This is a genomic window from Pseudomonas idahonensis (assembly GCF_037903935.1).
Taxonomy (GTDB): domain Bacteria; phylum Pseudomonadota; class Gammaproteobacteria; order Pseudomonadales; family Pseudomonadaceae; genus Aquipseudomonas; species Aquipseudomonas danubii.
Genome location: NZ_CP149586.1, coordinates 5,113,875 through 5,128,653, shown reverse-complemented (window position 1 = coordinate 5,128,653; position 14,779 = coordinate 5,113,875). Strand labels below are relative to the sequence as shown.

At 60.9% G+C, this 14,779-nt stretch carries 16 protein-coding genes and 2 pseudogenes; 6 read left to right on the top strand and 12 right to left on the bottom strand.

The window, feature by feature from the left end; all coding sequences use genetic code 11:
* Positions 1 to 23: 23 nt before the first annotated feature.
* Positions 24 to 935, top strand: coding sequence for a sterol desaturase family protein (locus WIN67_RS23045; protein WP_110594784.1), 912 nt, complete (start codon positions 24 to 26; stop codon positions 933 to 935).
* Here the strand turns inward: WIN67_RS23045 and WIN67_RS23040 are convergent.
* Positions 913 to 1,593, bottom strand: coding sequence for a helix-turn-helix domain-containing protein (locus WIN67_RS23040; protein ID WP_306407826.1), 681 nt, complete (start codon positions 1,591 to 1,593; stop codon positions 913 to 915). The two genes, WIN67_RS23045 and WIN67_RS23040, sit on opposite strands and share 23 nt — an antisense overlap.
* Entirely contained in the window at positions 1,594 to 2,721 is a 1,128-nt protein-coding gene (locus WIN67_RS23035; RefSeq protein WP_102880609.1) for a glycerophosphodiester phosphodiesterase, read from the bottom strand. It abuts the gene before it with no gap.
* Positions 2,722 to 2,966: 245 nt separating this feature from the next.
* Here WIN67_RS23035 and WIN67_RS23030 point away from each other — a divergent pair, with 245 nt between their 5' ends.
* Entirely contained in the window at positions 2,967 to 3,302 is a 336-nt protein-coding gene (locus tag WIN67_RS23030; RefSeq protein ID WP_102880608.1) for a DUF2025 family protein, read from the top strand.
* Positions 3,303 to 3,348: 46 nt separating this feature from the next.
* Here the strand turns inward: WIN67_RS23030 and WIN67_RS23025 are convergent, their stop codons facing one another.
* The gene (locus tag WIN67_RS23025; RefSeq protein ID WP_110594782.1) at positions 3,349 to 3,672 is read right to left on the bottom strand and encodes an antibiotic biosynthesis monooxygenase family protein; all 324 of its coding nucleotides are present in this window, start codon (positions 3,670 to 3,672) and stop codon (positions 3,349 to 3,351) included.
* Entirely contained in the window at positions 3,669 to 4,388 is a 720-nt protein-coding gene (locus WIN67_RS23020; RefSeq protein ID WP_339070085.1) for a CTP synthase C-terminal region-related (seleno)protein, read from the bottom strand. Before WIN67_RS23020 ends, WIN67_RS23025 begins: the two co-directional genes overlap by 4 nt.
* Positions 4,389 to 4,429: 41 nt before the next feature.
* On the opposite strand from WIN67_RS23020, the gene WIN67_RS23015 reads away from it, so the two are divergent.
* Positions 4,430 to 5,344 (top strand): LysR family transcriptional regulator, encoded by a 915-nt coding sequence (locus tag WIN67_RS23015; protein WP_170001956.1) that lies wholly within the window; start codon positions 4,430 to 4,432, stop codon positions 5,342 to 5,344.
* 7 nt (positions 5,345 to 5,351) lie between these two features.
* On the opposite strand, the gene WIN67_RS23010 is transcribed toward WIN67_RS23015, so the two are convergent.
* From WIN67_RS23010 to WIN67_RS22995, 5 genes and pseudogenes are all read right to left on the bottom strand, one after another.
* Positions 5,352 to 5,891, bottom strand: a complete 540-nt coding sequence (locus WIN67_RS23010; RefSeq protein WP_110594778.1) for a DUF1003 domain-containing protein — start codon at positions 5,889 to 5,891, stop codon at positions 5,352 to 5,354.
* A gap of 88 nt (positions 5,892 to 5,979) precedes the next feature.
* Positions 5,980 to 6,420, bottom strand: a pseudogene (locus WIN67_RS31180) (methyl-accepting chemotaxis protein); the annotation flags it as partial.
* 105 nt (positions 6,421 to 6,525) lie between these two features.
* Positions 6,526 to 7,299 (bottom strand): annotated as a pseudogene (locus WIN67_RS31175) (PAS domain-containing protein); the annotation flags it as partial.
* 357 nt (positions 7,300 to 7,656) lie between these two features.
* Positions 7,657 to 8,727: a diguanylate cyclase gene (locus WIN67_RS23000; RefSeq protein ID WP_339070084.1), complete on the bottom strand. Its 1,071-nt coding sequence runs from the start codon at positions 8,725 to 8,727 to the stop codon at positions 7,657 to 7,659.
* Positions 8,728 to 8,899: 172 nt separating this feature from the next.
* Positions 8,900 to 9,508 carry a TetR/AcrR family transcriptional regulator gene (locus tag WIN67_RS22995; RefSeq protein ID WP_102860671.1) on the bottom strand — a complete coding sequence of 203 codons (609 nt, stop codon included), beginning with the start codon at positions 9,506 to 9,508 and terminating at the stop codon, positions 8,900 to 8,902.
* A 203-nt stretch (positions 9,509 to 9,711) separates the two neighbouring features.
* On the opposite strand from WIN67_RS22995, the gene WIN67_RS22990 reads away from it, so the two are divergent.
* Together WIN67_RS22990 and WIN67_RS22985 are read left to right on the top strand one after the other, a co-directional pair.
* A complete protein-coding gene (locus WIN67_RS22990; RefSeq protein WP_267268765.1) occupies positions 9,712 to 10,770 on the top strand; it encodes an MBL fold metallo-hydrolase in 1,059 nt (352 codons plus the stop codon).
* Positions 10,771 to 10,858: 88 nt separating this feature from the next.
* Complete coding sequence (locus WIN67_RS22985) at positions 10,859 to 11,416, top strand: AAA family ATPase (protein ID WP_339070083.1); 558 nt, start codon at positions 10,859 to 10,861, stop codon at positions 11,414 to 11,416.
* Here the strand turns inward: WIN67_RS22985 and WIN67_RS22980 are convergent.
* Both WIN67_RS22980 and WIN67_RS22975 read right to left on the bottom strand, forming a co-directional pair.
* On the bottom strand, positions 11,398 to 11,715 hold the full coding sequence (locus WIN67_RS22980) for a transcriptional regulator (RefSeq protein ID WP_102860674.1): 318 nt from the start codon (positions 11,713 to 11,715) through the stop codon (positions 11,398 to 11,400). The two genes, WIN67_RS22985 and WIN67_RS22980, sit on opposite strands and share 19 nt — an antisense overlap.
* 106 nt (positions 11,716 to 11,821) lie before the next feature.
* Positions 11,822 to 12,613, bottom strand: a complete 792-nt coding sequence (locus WIN67_RS22975; RefSeq protein WP_110651450.1) for an AraC family transcriptional regulator — start codon at positions 12,611 to 12,613, stop codon at positions 11,822 to 11,824.
* A 113-nt stretch (positions 12,614 to 12,726) separates the two neighbouring features.
* On the opposite strand from WIN67_RS22975, the gene WIN67_RS22970 reads away from it, so the two are divergent.
* Positions 12,727 to 13,545: a sulfite exporter TauE/SafE family protein gene (locus WIN67_RS22970; protein WP_339070082.1), complete on the top strand. Its 819-nt coding sequence runs from the start codon at positions 12,727 to 12,729 to the stop codon at positions 13,543 to 13,545.
* A 229-nt stretch (positions 13,546 to 13,774) separates the two neighbouring features.
* Here the strand turns inward: WIN67_RS22970 and WIN67_RS22965 are convergent, their stop codons facing one another.
* Positions 13,775 to 14,755 (bottom strand): hypothetical protein, encoded by a 981-nt coding sequence (locus WIN67_RS22965; RefSeq protein WP_265073606.1) that lies wholly within the window; start codon positions 14,753 to 14,755, stop codon positions 13,775 to 13,777.
* Positions 14,756 to 14,779: the final 24 nt, after the last annotated feature.

The following is a 14,779-nucleotide window of genomic DNA, read 5'->3' as shown; positions in this document are numbered from 1 at the left end:
CTCCCTTCTAGGAGACTCAGTGAATGAAACGATGGCTTGCGTGGTTGTATGCCCCCTTGTTCTTTGGTGGATTCATCGGTGGCGCATTGTGCTGGATGAGTGCGGCACAGGCGTCTGCGAGCGGGTTGCTGGTGTTGTTTGCGGCCGCGCTCCTGGTGTCTTTCCTGGTGGAGTGGGTCCTGCCTTATGAGCCGGCATGGAATCGCTCCCAGGGTGATCGCCTGCGGGACAGTCTGCATGCTCTGGTCAATGAGGGCCTGAATGCCCTGGGCCTGCTCGCATTGCCGGGACTGGTGGCGCTGCTGGCCCATGACGGCCTGTGGCCTCGGGACTGGCCGCTCTGGGGCCAATTGCTGCTGGCGATCGTGATCGCCGATTGCGGGATCACCCTGGCTCATTACGCCAGCCATCGCTGGGCCTGGCTCTGGCGCCTGCATGCGGTGCACCACAGTGTGCTGCGCATGTACGGTTTCAACGGTTTGCTCAAGCATCCCCTGCACCAACTGCTGGAAGCGACGGCGGGGTTGCTGCCGTTGTTGGTGCTGGGCATTCCGCTGCCGGTGGCACAGTTGCTGGCCCTGGCCATTGCCATTCAATTGCTGTTGCAGCATTCCAATGTCGATATGCGTCTGGGATTGCTGCGCCTTGTGTTTGCCTGGGCGCCGGTGCATCGCTTTCACCATATGAAGTACGGCCGTGCCGGTGATGTGAATTTCGGTCTGTTCTTCAATGTATGGGACTGGCTGTTGGGAACCGAGTTCTATCGACATGACTACGCGATGCGCCAGGGCGACCTGGGCATCGGAAGCCGTCCGGACTATCCGGTGGATTACTGGCCGCAGTTGCTGGAGCCATTCAAGGCCCAACACTATGCCGCCGAGCCTAAGGTGCCCGAGGCGTTGCGGCGCCCGGTCAATCCAGCAGACGGGGCCTGAGGGTTTTCAGGGCCTGGCCGGCGGTGACGCCAAACAGCGCCTTCAAGGTGCGGGAGAAGTGCGCGGTGTCGGCGAACCCGGCGCCATGGGCCGCCAGGGCCATGGCCTGCCCCTCCAGCAACAGGGCCATGGCCAGGCGCAGCCGTCGCCACAGCACCAGGCGCCGTACGGGCAGGCCGACATCACGGGCGAACAGCCGTTCCAGCTGGCTCAGGGACAGATGGGCCTGGGCTGCCAGTTGCGTCGCTGCCACCTTGCCCTCCAGGGCAGCGTCCAGGGCCAGCAGCGCCCGTGCCACGCGACGGTCGGCAATGGGCTGGCGCGGACAACTGCGCAGCGCCGCTTCCAGGCCGGGCAGTGATGGCTCGACACGGCTGACGCTGAGCTGCAGGTCCTGGGCCGTGATTCGCAGTGGCTCGGCGAAGACCGTGAAGGCCCGGTCGGGGGCCTGGATAATGGCGTGGCGACGCAGCGCCTGGATCAGCAGGAGGTGGCCACTGAGTCGGACTCCGTCCAGTTCCACGGTGACCGGCTGTTCGGGGGCAATGATCAGTTGATGGGCGTAGTGGGCGTGGGGCGTGGTGCGCCCCATCGCCCCATGGATCAGACCAAAGTCATGGCCCAGCCAGAGTTCGCCGCTCCAGTGTGAGGCGGACATTCAGTAACCGCTGGCCTCCAGCAGTTGGGCCACGCTGGCGCTGGCCGGTCGCTTGAAATACTTGAGCAGCTCGGCGCTGCGGTTGGTGAAGATACCATCGACCCCGGCCGCCATGACCTTCTTGAAGTCCACCGGTTCGTCGACGGTGTAGACGTGCACCAGCAGGCCCTGGTCGTGGGTGTACTGATTCATCCAGGGTTGCACCAGATCCGCATAGCTCTGATCGCCGCCAGCCGTCAGTGCTGCCGAGGGACCGGTGCCGATGGCTCCCTGGGTCTTGGCGAAGTCGACCCAGCGCTTGAACTCGGCCTGGTCCTTGGGTTGCTGCTTGGCATAAAAGGCGGCTTTGTCGGTCTCGCCGCTGCTGGCGAACGTCTGCCCGGAGGCTGGCTCGATGCTGCCGGGAGCCACCCACAGCAACAGGACTTTCGGCACCTTGGGCATTGCCTTGTGCAGCAGCTCCAGGCTGTGTTTGTCGAAGGTCTGCAGCACGACCTTGCCTTTGCCCTGGCCCACGGCCAGTTCGCTTTTCGCCAGCTTGGAGCCCGCCGGGCTCAGCCAGCCGCGGTCCTGGAGTTTTTCCTTGAGATCGTGCTCGATGCCGGGAAACAGCTGGGGCTCCTTGGTCTCGATGTAGAGCCCGGGTTTGTGCTGTGGATTGCCCAGGGCGATGTCGATGATCTCGTCCAGGGTGAGGATCTTCAGGCCGACGAAACCCGGACGGGCGCGGTCTGGATGGGCCTGGTTGAACCAGCTGCCGGCGTCGAGGGTTTTCAGTTCGGCCATGGTGAAGGCGTTGGCCGGGCTGTCCTTGCGTTCGGGGAATTTCTGCGCCACGTCGGTGGTACGTTGCAGGTTGTTGTCGTGCAGGGCGAAGAGCACACCATCCTTGCTGCGCTGCAGGTCCATCTCCAGGTAGTCGGCACCCAGGTCCCGGGCCAACCTGTAGGACGCTGCGGTGGACTCGGGGGCATCGAAAGAGGCTCCACGGTGGGCGATCACTGCCGGGTGCGGAATGCCCTGGCGAGCGGCAAGTGCATTCGGATCAGGCTGTTCAGTGGCCTGGGCCAGGCCGCAACCGAGCATCAGGGCCAACATCAGGGCACAAGGGGGGAAGGTCGCTGGCATGCTCGAAATCCTTTCGTGGAGGCAAGTACAAGGAAATATCTTTTAGCAACTCAATGACGCTTGTGCTATCTCCAGAGCGACATAAATCCTTCTCATACGCATCTTTCGCGGTTTTTTCCGGTGCTTTGCAGTACTCTTGGGCGCTGCAGTTTCCCCATCAGAGGGAAGCCTGAAAACAGCTCCTTCCTTGCCTCGCGTGTAGACCATCGATCACCCGTCCCATGGGACTTACAGTGAGGTTTACCATGAGCATCACCTCCGAACTCATCTGCCAGGCTGCCGATCAGCTCAAGGGCTTTGTCGGCTTCAATCGCAAGACCGGTCGCTACATCGTGCGTTTCAGCGAAGACTCCTTCGGCATGGATGTGGCGGATGACGCCATAGTGCCGGCCCATGAATTTGTCTGGGCGCCGGTGTCCGATCAGGCCATGAGCCTCAAGCGCGAGCAGATCCAGTTGCTGCTGGATCAGAACATCGACGACCGGATCAACATCAGCGAACCGCTGCGGGTCTACATGCGTCGCAGCGATCTACCGGAAATCCAGGCGGTGCGCAGCCTGCTGTCGACCGCCCAGGGATGACCCGCGCTTGCCCTGAACCGCATCCGGAGCGGTTCAGGGCCTTGCTTCAAATGCCGAAGCTGTAGGCCCGCTCCACCTTGCTCACCCGGGTATGAAAGTAGCGGTACCAGTCGTTGCGACCACGCTCGCGGATGGCGCGGTGTTCGGCCTGTTGTTTCCAGGCCAGGATCGCCGCCTCGCAGCTCCAGTAGGACACGGTAATGCCGAAGCCATCCTCGCCCCGGGCCGATTCGACCCCAAGGAATCCCGGTTGTTGGCGAGCCAGCTCGACCATGTGTTCGGCCGCCTGGTCATAGGCGGGATCGGTTTGGCGGCGCTGGGAACTGAAGATCACTGCGTAATAGGGCGGGGCGGGCGTCTGGCCGATCATCCTTGTGCCTCCAGGCAGGCATTGAGCAGGGCTGTGATCAGGGGCGGTGTGCGGCCTTGGAGTGCCGCGCGCTCGGGCTGGAACAGTGTGGCGACGAAGAACGGATGGCCGTCCAGTTCCACGGCGCGCAAGTCGCCGTCACTGTCGTGGCCAGCAGGGCGCAGGGCGCCGCTGAGCAAGGGGCCGGCAAAGTCCGGATTGACCCCATAGCGGCAGCGATAACCTTCCTCGATGCTCTGGGTGCCGTAGGCCTGGGCGATCCGGCTGCCGCTGTGCAGCTGGATTCGGTCGCGGGCTTCCACCAGGGCGCAGCTCAAGGGAGTGAGCACCGCGCGCTGGGCATGGGGGTTGATCTCGCCGTGCTCGGCGTCGTTCCAGCCCAGTACGTTGCGGGCATATTCCAGCACCGCGTGCTGAAAGCCGCCGCAGGTGCCGAGGAAGGGCCGTTGCTGTTCCCGGGCGACGCGGATCGCCAAGAGGGCACCGTCGATGTGGCGGTAGGGACTGCCAGGCACGCACCAGATTCCGTCGAAGCCTTTGAGCTGTTGCTCGTGGATCAGCTCCGGCGTGGCCAGCCACTGGTAGTCCACCCTGACCCCGCTATCGGTCGCGGCGCGTTCCAGGGCCAGGGGAATGGCCTGGTGTGCAGTGATCTGTGGGTCGTAATCCCCCACCAGGGCGATGCGGATGGTGGCGCTAGATCGGGCTGTGTGCATGTGGCCTCTCTGACTTGTCGACTGCCTGGAGCCACTATAGATTGGCGATCACGCAATCAATATTGGCGTTTGCCCAAGTGATCAATGCAGCCGTGCACTATCAGCTGGACTATCCCGACCTGTCACTGATTCTCGCCCTGGTCCGTGGTGGCTCCCTGGCTCGCGCCGCGGCCCTGCTCAAGGTGGATGTTTCCACGGTGTTTCGTGCCGTGCGCCGGCTGGAGGCCGGGCTCGGGCAGCAACTGTTCGACAAGAGCCGCGCCGGCTATCTGCCCACCAGCCTGGCCCAGGCTCTGGCACAGCAGGCCGAACAGGCGGAGCAGGCCCTGGAGGCCGCGCGGATCGGCGTGGCCCAGGGAGGAGAGGTGATCAGCGGCACGGTACGCCTGACCTGCACCGACTCGGTGTTGCAAGGTCTGCTGCTGCCGGCCCTGGCGCAATTCATGCCGAACTACCCGGCGCTGGTGATCGAACTCTGTACGTCCAATGATTTCGCCAACCTCAACCGGCGTGATGCGGACATTGCCCTGCGTCTGACCGCGACACCGCCGGAACATCTGGTGGGGCGCTGCCTGGGGGCGGTGTCGTATCGGCTGTGCGCGAGCCCGGAGTACAAGCTACGGGTGGATTGCAGCGACCTGTCGAAGGTGGCCTGGATCGCCCCGGATGATTTTCTCCCCGACCATCCCACCGTGGCCTGGCGCCGTCAGCGCTGGCCTGGCGTGCAGCCCAGCTACCGCTGCAACAGCATGCTCGCGGTGAGCGAACTGGTAAGGGCCGGCCTCGGCGTTGCAGCCTTGCCGGATTTTCTCATGGGCGCTGGTGGTCTGGAGGCGTTGAGTGAACCTCTGGGGCATGACACAGCGCTGTGGCTGCTGACCCGTCCGGATTGCCGGGCCCTGCGTTCGGTGGTGACCCTGTTCGATGAACTGGCGCGCCATCTGCGCTGGCCATGAGCAAGGCTCAAGGGTGGGGCTGATCCTTGCGCACAAAGTGTGCGTGCATCTCGCTGGTGAGGTTCTCGATGCGTTCGGTCAGTTGCTTGGTCATCTCCGTGAGCCGGGTGTTCTGCTCCAGCAACTCCAGCAGCTGGCGGGTGGTCTGTGCGGCCTGGGCCTGGCGTTCACTGTTGGCGATGGCCAGGGCTTCGCGGTGTTGGGCGTCGGCGTCCGATTGGGCCTTGTCCCGCGCGGCCTGGCGGGTTTGGGCCAGGAGGATCAGCGGTGCGGCGTAGGCTGCCTGCAGGCTGAAAGCCAGGTTCAGAAGGATGAAGGGGTAGACGTCGAACTGGGTCACGCCAGTGAGGTTGAGGGCAATCCAGATCACTACGATCAGGGTCTGTGCACCGAGAAAGGTCGGGGTACCAAAGAACCGGGCAAAGGCTTCGGCCTTCAGGGCAAAGGCGTCGTTGCCAAAGGTCGGTGCCAGGTGGGCGTGGGCGCGGTGAAAGCGCAGGTGGTCGACGATTGGGGTGGTTTTTTCCGGGGTGTCGCTGGAACTCATGATGGCCTCCGCCAAGCGTTGGGACGTCAGGCCACTATAGTCCCCAAGGCCAGGCCCGACGTCGTTATCGACGCCGGGAAAACCACCCTCAGAGCACGTTGCGTTCGTTGGCGAACATGCTGACAGCTTGCACCGCGTCGCTGGCGCCATCGCGAATCTGCAGGATCACCGTCCCGGCCTGATCCGCCAGTTGCACGCCCTTGGCGGCTCGTTCACGAGTGCCGTCCATGCTCTTGATCGCTTGCTGCGTTTCGTTCTGGATCATGTCGATCATGCTGGAGATTTCCGCCGTCGAGCCGCTGGTGCGCGCCGCCAGTTGCCGGACTTCGTCGGCCACCACGGCAAAACCTCGTCCCTGCTCCCCGGCACGGGCGGCTTCGATGGCCGCGTTGAGGGCGAGCAGGTTGGTCTGATCGGCAATCGCGCGAATGGTGTTGACGATGGCGGTGATCTGCTCGGAACGTTCGCCGAGGTGGGCAATCAGCGAGGAAGAGTCCTCGATGTTATGGGCGATCTGGCGCATTTCGCTGGCCGCCTGCTGGATCACTTCTGTTCCTTGTTCGGCGACTTTCCGGGTCTGCACCGAGATGTGATAAGCCTGGCTCGCACTCTGGGCATCCTGCTCGTGCTTCTCCACCTGCTGAGTCACGTCGGCGGCGTACTTCACCACCTTGCACAGGCGTCCGCTGGCGTCATAGACCGGGTTGTAGTTGGCTTCCAGCCACAGCGTGCGCCCGTGCTTGTCGATCCGCTCGAAGCGGCCGTTGAAGAACTCCCCCCTGTTCAGGCGATTCCAGAAATCCTGGTAGGCGCTGCTGTTGACCAGCTCGGGTTTGCAGAACATCCGGTGATGCTTGCCCTGGATCTGGGCCAGGCTGTAGCCCATGCGGCTGAGGAAGTTGGCATTGGCACCGATGATGCTGCCGTCCAGGTTGAACTCGATGACCGCCATGGCCCGGTCGATGGCCTCCAGTTTGTTCCGGGCCTCGACTTCCTCTTGCACCCTGGCGGTGACGTCAAGGGCGTATTTGACCACTTTGTACACCGTACCGGAGGCATCGCGGATCGGGTTGTAGCTGGCCTCCAGCCACAGGCTCTGGCCGGTGGCGCCGACCCGCTCAAAGGTGCCGGACTCGAACTGGCCGTTTTTCAGGCGGGTCCACAATTGCTGGTAATCGGCGCTGCGAGCGTATTCCGGGAGGCAGAACAGTCGGTGAGACTGGCCGATCACCTGGTCTTGCCGATAGCCCAGGGTCTTCAGGAAATTGTCGTTGGCTCGGAGCACCGTGCCCTGGAGGTCAAACTCGATCACCGCCATGGAGCGGTCGATGGCCTCCAGCAGACGGGATTGTTCGACGATGGTCTGGTTCAGGGAATCGATGGTCTTGTTGTGACGGTTGAATAGCATGTTGGCAGGTGCTCTGTGGGAGAAACGTCGCGTCGATCCCTATGGAGTGCGCCGGTATGCCGAAAGCTCCCCGGCGATCGGCATTATCTGCTCAATGTCAGCGTTCCATGACTGACAGATAATTTCGCAGCGGTGAAGCGGGCGACATTTCGGGCGAACGTCGCTGGCCGCATCAAGAGGAGACGTAACGGCTGCGAATCGATTTAGTTGGGTTGGATGACTTTGCTGGCAGCGGTGCCGAAGGCGTTATCCGCTGCTGCAAAGTGGCGGCATTATGATGTCAACCACGAAGAAAAATCCAAATAAACTTATACAAAGGTATTTTTTACTTCATTTTTGTATAAGTTTTAACGGTTTTTATGCCATTTGCGCGTGCGAGAAATGGGCTTCGCTGTCATTGCTGGCGGTGCGGTTGCGCCCGTTGTTCTTGGCCAGATACAGGGCCTTGTCCGCCGCATCGAGCCAGCTGGCAGGGTCGGGGAAACTTGAGTCGAAAGCCGCCAGACCGATACTCAGGCTGACTTTCAGCTCCTGTACCTCTGGATGCTGGTACTGGTTGAACACCTGGCGCAGGCGCTCCATTACATCCAGGGCCTGTTGCCGGCTCATGCGTGGCAGGATCACGCAGAACTCGTCGCCACCGTAGCGGCCGGCGAGATCGTCATGGCGCAGGTTGCGCCGCAGTTCATTGCTCAAATGGCGCAGCACCGTATCGCCGACAATATGCCCGTAGGTGTCGTTGATCGCTTTGAAGTGGTCGATGTCGATCAGGGCGATGCTGGCTTCCATCTGCTGTTGCTGACACTTGTGGAACTTGATGTGCAACAGGTCTTTCCACGAGCCGTGGTTGAGCAGGCCAGTGAGGCTGTCGGTGCGGCTCAGGGCGCTGAGGGCACGCTTGTGTTCGGACAGTTTGATCGCCAGTCGATAGCAGACCATGCCCACTGCGAGGGGGTAGAGGGTCAGCATGGGCAGGCAGGCATAGATTTGCAGCGGGCTGATCTGGGTACTGAAGGCGGCCCCGAACAGCGCCCAGTACAGCAGTATCCCTGCACATTGGGCCAGGCCGCCACGAATGAACAGGCGCAAGCCACCTGCGGCGACATTGTTCATGCACATCATTGAGAGGATGGTGACTGCCGGCAGGGGATTGAATTGCATGGTTGCCGCCCAGAATCCCCCCAGCAGCGAGTCATACAACAGGTTGCGGCGTTCTGCCCGGTAGGGAAAACCAGAACGGGTCGAGAGCTGATACGCCAGATGGGGCCAGATCAGGCCATTGAACAGCAGCAGGGCCCATACCCAGTCAGGCGGGGCCAGGGGGTAAATTGCAGCCAGGACACTGATGCCGCCGATACTCAGGCCGATGATCCTTGGCCAATAGATGCGCCGGGCAAATGACAGCCCCTTGCCGCGTTGGTTTTCCATAAATTCGTGCACCGGATTCTGTACTGAAACACTTTGTGGTGTTTTTTTCGGCTTGGCCGTTTATCGGATCAGTCTGGTGAATATTGTCATTTATTCCAGTGGGAATAATCAGTGTCCTTCGAAGCCATTTAACAGTGGCAGGGAACGTTGCACGACGGGAGCACAAGCTGGCTCATGCTTGGTAGTGGGCCAGGAACATGTCCAGTGCCGATTCGATGACCCGGGTCTGCATGTCTGCTGTCAGGGGCGGCTGGCCCATGGTGATCTGCGGCCAGAAGGCAAAGCTCTTGATCAGCCCGTGCATCTGTTGCGCGGCGAACTCCGGGTCCAGGGGCTTGAGGCGGCCATCAGCCAGGGCCCCGCGGATCCACAGGGTCAGGCCTTCTTCCCGTTCGCCGAGTCGTTCCACCATGTTCTGTGCCCGCTCGGGGGAGTGAATGGTTGCGGCGATGGCGACTCGGGCCAGGTCGAGGAAGTTGTTGTCGGCCAGCAGTTGCAGCTTGGCGCGCAGAACGTTTTGCAACTGCTCGCGCAATGGCTGGTCGCTGCGGTAGCTGACTTCCGATTGGGCGCTGGTGCTGTTCCAGAGCTTATGCAGAATTTCGGCGAACAACTCTTCCTTGCTGGGGAAGTGGTTGTACACCGTGCGCTTGGAAACCCCGGCCGTGGCGGCAATCTTGTCCATGCTGGTGATCTCGAAACCGCTGGCGCGGAATTCGCTGATCGCCGCCTGGATGATGGCGTCGCGTTTAAGGTCGGTGAGGCGCTTCGGAGCTGTCATAAGTCGGGTTCGGTCAGGGTCGGTGTAGAAATCAGTCGGCAGTCTACTTCGTCTTAATTCTGTTGCAATGCAGAAACTACACTGTGTAGTGTAGATTTTCTTGAAAACGATGATTGGCGGCTGATGCTTGCGTGCCTTGGCCAGTAGATCGTCCCGCAGAACAACGTCGGAACCTGCCGCGTTCCAATGGAGTCATTTCAATCATGGCCACTGTTTCGTCCAGCGTCACTCGCACACCCCGCCAGGAAACTTCCCGCCAGGAGCAGGGCGCCTTTCGTAACCATGCTCCGGTACGTCGCGCCGGTTTCGGTAAAACCCTGCAGATTTTCTGGAACATGCTGTTCCACAAACCGCGCAATACCCGTCCGGCCGGTGCCATACCCGTCCAGCCGCTGACCCGTGAGCAACTGCAGGCGGCTCCCAATCACAGTGTGTTTCGTCTTGGGCACTCCACGGTGCTGTTGAAGATGCGCGACAAGTTCTGGATCACTGACCCGGTGTTTGCCGAACGTGCATCCCCGGTGCAATGGGCTGGTCCGAAGCGTTTTCACCAGCCCCCCATCAGTCTGGAGGCGCTGCCCGAGATCGAGGCGGTGATCCTCTCCCATGACCATTACGATCACCTGGACCACCAGACAGTACTGGCCCTGGCAGGCAAGACCCGGCACTTTCTCACCCCGCTGGGAGTGGGAGACACCCTGATCAAATGGGGGGTACCAGCGGCCAAGGTCCGGCAGCTGGATTGGTGGCAGGGCTGCGAAGTCGAGGGCATCCGCTTTATCGCTACGCCGTCGCAGCACTTTTCCGGTCGCGGGTTGTTCGATGGCAATCACACCTTGTGGGCGTCCTGGGTGATGATCGACGCAGCGACGCGGATCTTCTTCAGCGGCGATACCGGTTACTTCGACGGCTTCAAGCGCATTGGCCAGCAATACGGGCCCTTTGACCTGACGCTGATGGAAACCGGTGCCTACAACGTCGAATGGCCCCATGTACACATGCAGCCGGAGCAAACCCTGCAAGCTCACATCGACCTGCAAGGTCGCTGGTTGCTGCCGATCCATAACGGCACCTTTGACCTGGCCATGCATGCCTGGCATGAGCCCTTCGACCGTATCCTGGCCCTGGCTTGGGAGCGCAACATCACTATCACTACGCCGCAGATGGGTGAAGCCTTCAACCTCGCACAACCTCAGCGGGGCGGAGCCTGGTGGCTGGAGGTGGAAGGCGCCTCGGAACAGGCGGCTGTCGAGTCTGCGTAATCCTGTCCTGATCCATGTGTGGCAGGTCGGGCAAAGACAGGCCGAGGCTGTGAAACTTGTTGGATGTCCGCTCTGAGGGAGCAGTGTCATGGCCTACAGAATTCATATCTTCGGCGCATCCGGTTCCGGGACTACAACTTTGGGTCGGGCCCTGGCCGAGCGCTTGTGCTGCAAACACTTCGATTCCGATGATTTTTTCTGGCAACCCGGCGCCAAGCCTTTTAGTTACCGGCGTCCCCGTGACGCACGTATCCATATGTTGCAAACCCAGGTGTTGACGGAGCCGGACTGGGTCCTGTCCGGCTCCCTTTGTGGTTGGGGAGATGTGCTGATCCCCAGTTTCACTCTGGCGGTCTTCGTGCAATTGGACCCTGAGGTTCGCTTGCAGCGCTTGCGTGCCCGGGAATTCCAGCGCTACGGCGAGCAGATTTTCGAGGGTGGCGAACGCTACGTCGCGACCCAGACTTTTCTCGCCTGGGCCGCCGGCTACGACGAGGGTGGCCACGGAACCCGCAGTCTGCGGCGCCATGAAAGCTGGATCAAAAACCTCGACTGTCCGCTCGTTCGCCTGGATTCGACCCGGCTTTCAGTAGCGGACTTGTGCGGGCAACTGCTCAAGGCACTGGATCACTCGATCATTGCGTAGTCAGGGCGTTCCATGGGGTTGGGAGTCGCGCCCTTGATATTCATGCCGCGGCCCGGAGCGAAGCCGGGAAAGAACACCAACCCTTGAGCTTCAAGGCAGAACGCCAGTGCCAGGCGGGTCACGTCACGCACCTCGTAGCCGGCTTCGAAGCGCTGGATAGCTTGCACCGAGACTGCGGATTCACGGGACAGTTGATCCATGTCCCAATCCAGCATGTCCCGGGCCTGGGCACAGTGCTGCGGAGTGAATTGATAAAGGGCGATACGTTCCAGGGTGATTTTCATCGCTAGAGAGGCCATGGTTTTCTCCGGGAGGTTAGGCTGGAAGTTGGCTTGGTACTGGTTATTTGTACAGTTGTTTAATTCCCGGATCAAACTGATTTTTGCTCTCTGCCCGCGCCTTTGGTCACAAGGTTTTTCCCGGGCTCGGGTCCGTCCTGTTCAGGTAGGTACTGGGGGACCGCCCCAGCACCCGGCGGAACATGGTGGAGAATGCCCCGGGGCTGTCATAGCCGAAATCCAGGGCGATGCGTGTCACGGACTCCGCGGCTGCCAACCGCGCCAGGGCCAGGATCACGCAGGCTCGTTGTCGCCATTGAATGAAGCTCATACCCGTTTGCTGGCGGAAGACGCGATTAAACGTGCGCAGGCTGACGTGCAATCGATCCGCCCAGTGCTCCGGGGATTGGTGAATATCGGGATGCCCGAGAAAGGCCTGGCACAACTCCAGTAGCGGGCCATCAGCCGGCAGAGGGATATGCAGCGGTAGCGCCGTGCTGCGTCGCAGTTCATGCAGCAGCAGGTCGACCAGCAATCCGTCACGCCCGCCCTGATCGTATTGCAGGGGAATCTCTACGGCCTCCAGGAGCAGTTGGCGCAACAGCGGTGAGACGCTGACGACTCGACAGCCGCTGTTATCCAGGGGCGCCGCGGCAGGTTCGATATACAGGCTGCGGGTACTGACCCCGAGCATCAGCACCTCATGTTCTACCCCGGGCGGAATCCACACCGCATGTTGCGGTGGCACTACCCAGTTGCCCTGATCGGTGCCCACCTGCATGACTCCGGTAGCGCCATACAGCAGTTGTGCCCGCCGATGACGGTGACGAGGCAGGCGTTGGCCGTCGGCGTAGTCGGTGCCGATGGCCAGTACCGCACGCGGTGTCTGATCCAGTTGATCGATGGAGATATTGCGCATGCCGAGTCGTTCCGTGTTTGGCGTAAACGCAAATATTATTGGCTGACTTGCTGAAGTCGGCCAAGCGCTGAAGCTCTATCGTCCAGCTCTTGTGCAAAGACGAGCGTGGTCCGATGTTCTATCTACTGCTGGCACTTTTTGGTTGCATGACGGGTATCAGCGCCGTGCTGTTCGGCTTTGGCGGCGGATTTGTAGTGGTGCCGCTGCTGTACTGGATGCTGCTGGGCAGCCAGGGGGCGGACTCGGCGGCAGGGCAGTCGGCGATGCATGTCGCGGTGGCTACCTCGACTTGCGTGATGATCGTCAATGCCCTGGTCGCTAGCCGTCGACACCATCAGGCGGGCAATCTTGTTCGCCACTACCTGTGGCCGCTGGGGGGCTATATAGGGCTGGGGGCTATCTTGGGTGCGGCAGCGGCCATGTGGGTCAGTGGCGAAGTGCTTCGCTATGCCTTTATCGCCTACCTGGGAATCACCGTTGCTGACTGCCTGCTGCGACGTGGTTTTCTTGAACCGTCCCAAGGGCAGGAGGCGCGTCTTCTTGGAGCCCGCGAAACGCTCTTTGGCGGTGTAGGAATAGGTGTTGTCGCCACCTTTCTCGGCGTAGGCGGCAGTGTCATGACGGTGCCCCTATTGCGCCGTTGCGGTCTGTCCATGACCCAGGCCACCGCAATGGCCAATCCTCTGAGCGTGCCTGTGGCGTTGGCGGGAACGGTCACCTACATGGCCCTGGCCCATTTCAGCTCGTTCGATCTCGGCCCCTGGTTTGTCGGTTATGTCGACCTGCTGGCGTTCTCGGTACTGACCCTCGGCTCGTTGCTGGGCATCCGCCTGGCCACTGCCTGGATTGGCAGAATTCCCGACCGCGTACATGCAAGGGTGTACATCGGTCTGTTGTTGCTGGTGCTGTTCAGCATGTGTGTGAAGGGCTAGGAGCGTCACGCTTGGTGGCTCGATTGTCCTTGTCCGCAGATCCATAATTGCCCGCTGCTGAATGCTGGCTCTGGCTTGGCTGACCGTGTTTTCGGCTTTTTCATACAAGGGAGCTTCCATGTTCAACGGATTGATCCAATGCACAGCCGACGGCTGGCAGGGGCGGTGGTCAGGAAGCATCCGGGGGGCCGTGGCCCTGGAGTTGCCCAAGCGGTGAAACCGTAGGGGGCTATTTTGCTTCCAGGCCCGGTGCCTCGCGAATCACGAAATGGTCCAGGTTCTCGATATTGGCGCTGAACACCCCGAAGGTCGCTTCGGGGTTTTTCTTGCTCGGCACCTGCTTGAGTGTCGGGGTGACGCCATAGAAGAAGCAGTACAACTCACGCTGGCTGTCGATGGCGTTCTTTATCTCTTCAAGGAAGGCTTTGCGCTTGCGGTAGTTGTCGACCAGTTTCTTGCTCAGGTAGACGTTGACTGAATAGGGCTTCTTCTTGGCTTCTCCCTCTTCCTTGAACCAGACCTTGTGCTCGAAGTCGATGCGAAAGCTCTGGGTGTAGTCCTTGATTTCCTTGATCTTGCCCCAGTAGATCAGCCCCTTGTTATCCAGCAGGTACTCGATCTTCTTGAAGAACGAGGCGTAGGACGCAGTGTGTTCGCCAATCTTCAACGGCATGCGCTTGAGCAGTTCCTTGTCGTCGATATTCGACACGAAGCATTCCACCGGGTGAGCGAAGACGCTGGTCTTGTCCGGGGTTGTATCGCGCCCGGCGTGGGGCGCTTGCAAGCTTGCAGGCGTCACTGGCGGGTTATTTCCAGGTGTCTGCGGCGCTGCTGTCGGGTTGGCCGGTCGCCGCAGGTATTCGCGGCGGGTCAGCAGCAGCTCCGAAGGGAAGTGCTCCTCGCGATCATCCTCGACTGCAGCCCCTTCGATGCTGCCGGGGCTTTTGCTGATCCCGTAAGGGCAGCCTTCTATATGAAGAGTGCTGGGCAGGTTCTTGAAATGCGGAGTGCGGATGTAATTGACGTTCTTGGCATTGAAGGTGCCCAGTTGATTGGCGGCATCGAACGCTGCGCGACAGTCATCGTTGGGGCACTGGAAGCTTTCCTTGGTCGAGTCGAAGACCAGGGTTTCATCGAAGTTCAGATCCCGCACGTCATAGATCGACAACTTTTCGTCGAGGCTGATGCAGTAGGCGGTATCGAATTTCATGAGCGCTTTGATCCTTAAGCGGGG

Excerpts from the sequence above, each read along its gene's own strand:
- WIN67_RS22995 (WP_102860671.1), bottom strand. The coding sequence starts at position 9,508 with ATGACAGCTCCGAAGCGCCTCACCGACCTTAAACGCGACGCCATCATC.
- WIN67_RS23020 (WP_339070085.1), bottom strand. The coding sequence starts at position 4,388 with ATGCACACAGCCCGATCTAGCGCCACCATCCGCATCGCCCTGGTGGGG.
- WIN67_RS22970 (WP_339070082.1), top strand. The coding sequence starts at position 12,727 with ATGTTCTATCTACTGCTGGCACTTTTTGGTTGCATGACGGGTATCAGC.
- WIN67_RS22985 (WP_339070083.1), top strand. The coding sequence starts at position 10,859 with ATGGCCTACAGAATTCATATCTTCGGCGCATCCGGTTCCGGGACTACA.
- WIN67_RS22965 (WP_265073606.1), bottom strand. The coding sequence starts at position 14,755 with ATGAAATTCGATACCGCCTACTGCATCAGCCTCGACGAAAAGTTGTCG.
- WIN67_RS23010 (WP_110594778.1), bottom strand. The coding sequence starts at position 5,891 with ATGAGTTCCAGCGACACCCCGGAAAAAACCACCCCAATCGTCGACCAC.
- WIN67_RS23035 (WP_102880609.1), bottom strand. The coding sequence starts at position 2,721 with ATGCCAGCGACCTTCCCCCCTTGTGCCCTGATGTTGGCCCTGATGCTC.
- WIN67_RS23030 (WP_102880608.1), top strand. The coding sequence starts at position 2,967 with ATGAGCATCACCTCCGAACTCATCTGCCAGGCTGCCGATCAGCTCAAG.
- WIN67_RS23025 (WP_110594782.1), bottom strand. The coding sequence starts at position 3,672 with ATGATCGGCCAGACGCCCGCCCCGCCCTATTACGCAGTGATCTTCAGT.
- WIN67_RS23040 (WP_306407826.1), bottom strand. The coding sequence starts at position 1,593 with ATGTCCGCCTCACACTGGAGCGGCGAACTCTGGCTGGGCCATGACTTT.
- WIN67_RS23000 (WP_339070084.1), bottom strand. The coding sequence starts at position 8,727 with ATGGAAAACCAACGCGGCAAGGGGCTGTCATTTGCCCGGCGCATCTAT.
- WIN67_RS22975 (WP_110651450.1), bottom strand. The coding sequence starts at position 12,613 with ATGCGCAATATCTCCATCGATCAACTGGATCAGACACCGCGTGCGGTA.
- WIN67_RS22990 (WP_267268765.1), top strand. The coding sequence starts at position 9,712 with ATGGCCACTGTTTCGTCCAGCGTCACTCGCACACCCCGCCAGGAAACT.
- WIN67_RS22980 (WP_102860674.1), bottom strand. The coding sequence starts at position 11,715 with ATGGCCTCTCTAGCGATGAAAATCACCCTGGAACGTATCGCCCTTTAT.
- WIN67_RS23045 (WP_110594784.1), top strand. The coding sequence starts at position 24 with ATGAAACGATGGCTTGCGTGGTTGTATGCCCCCTTGTTCTTTGGTGGA.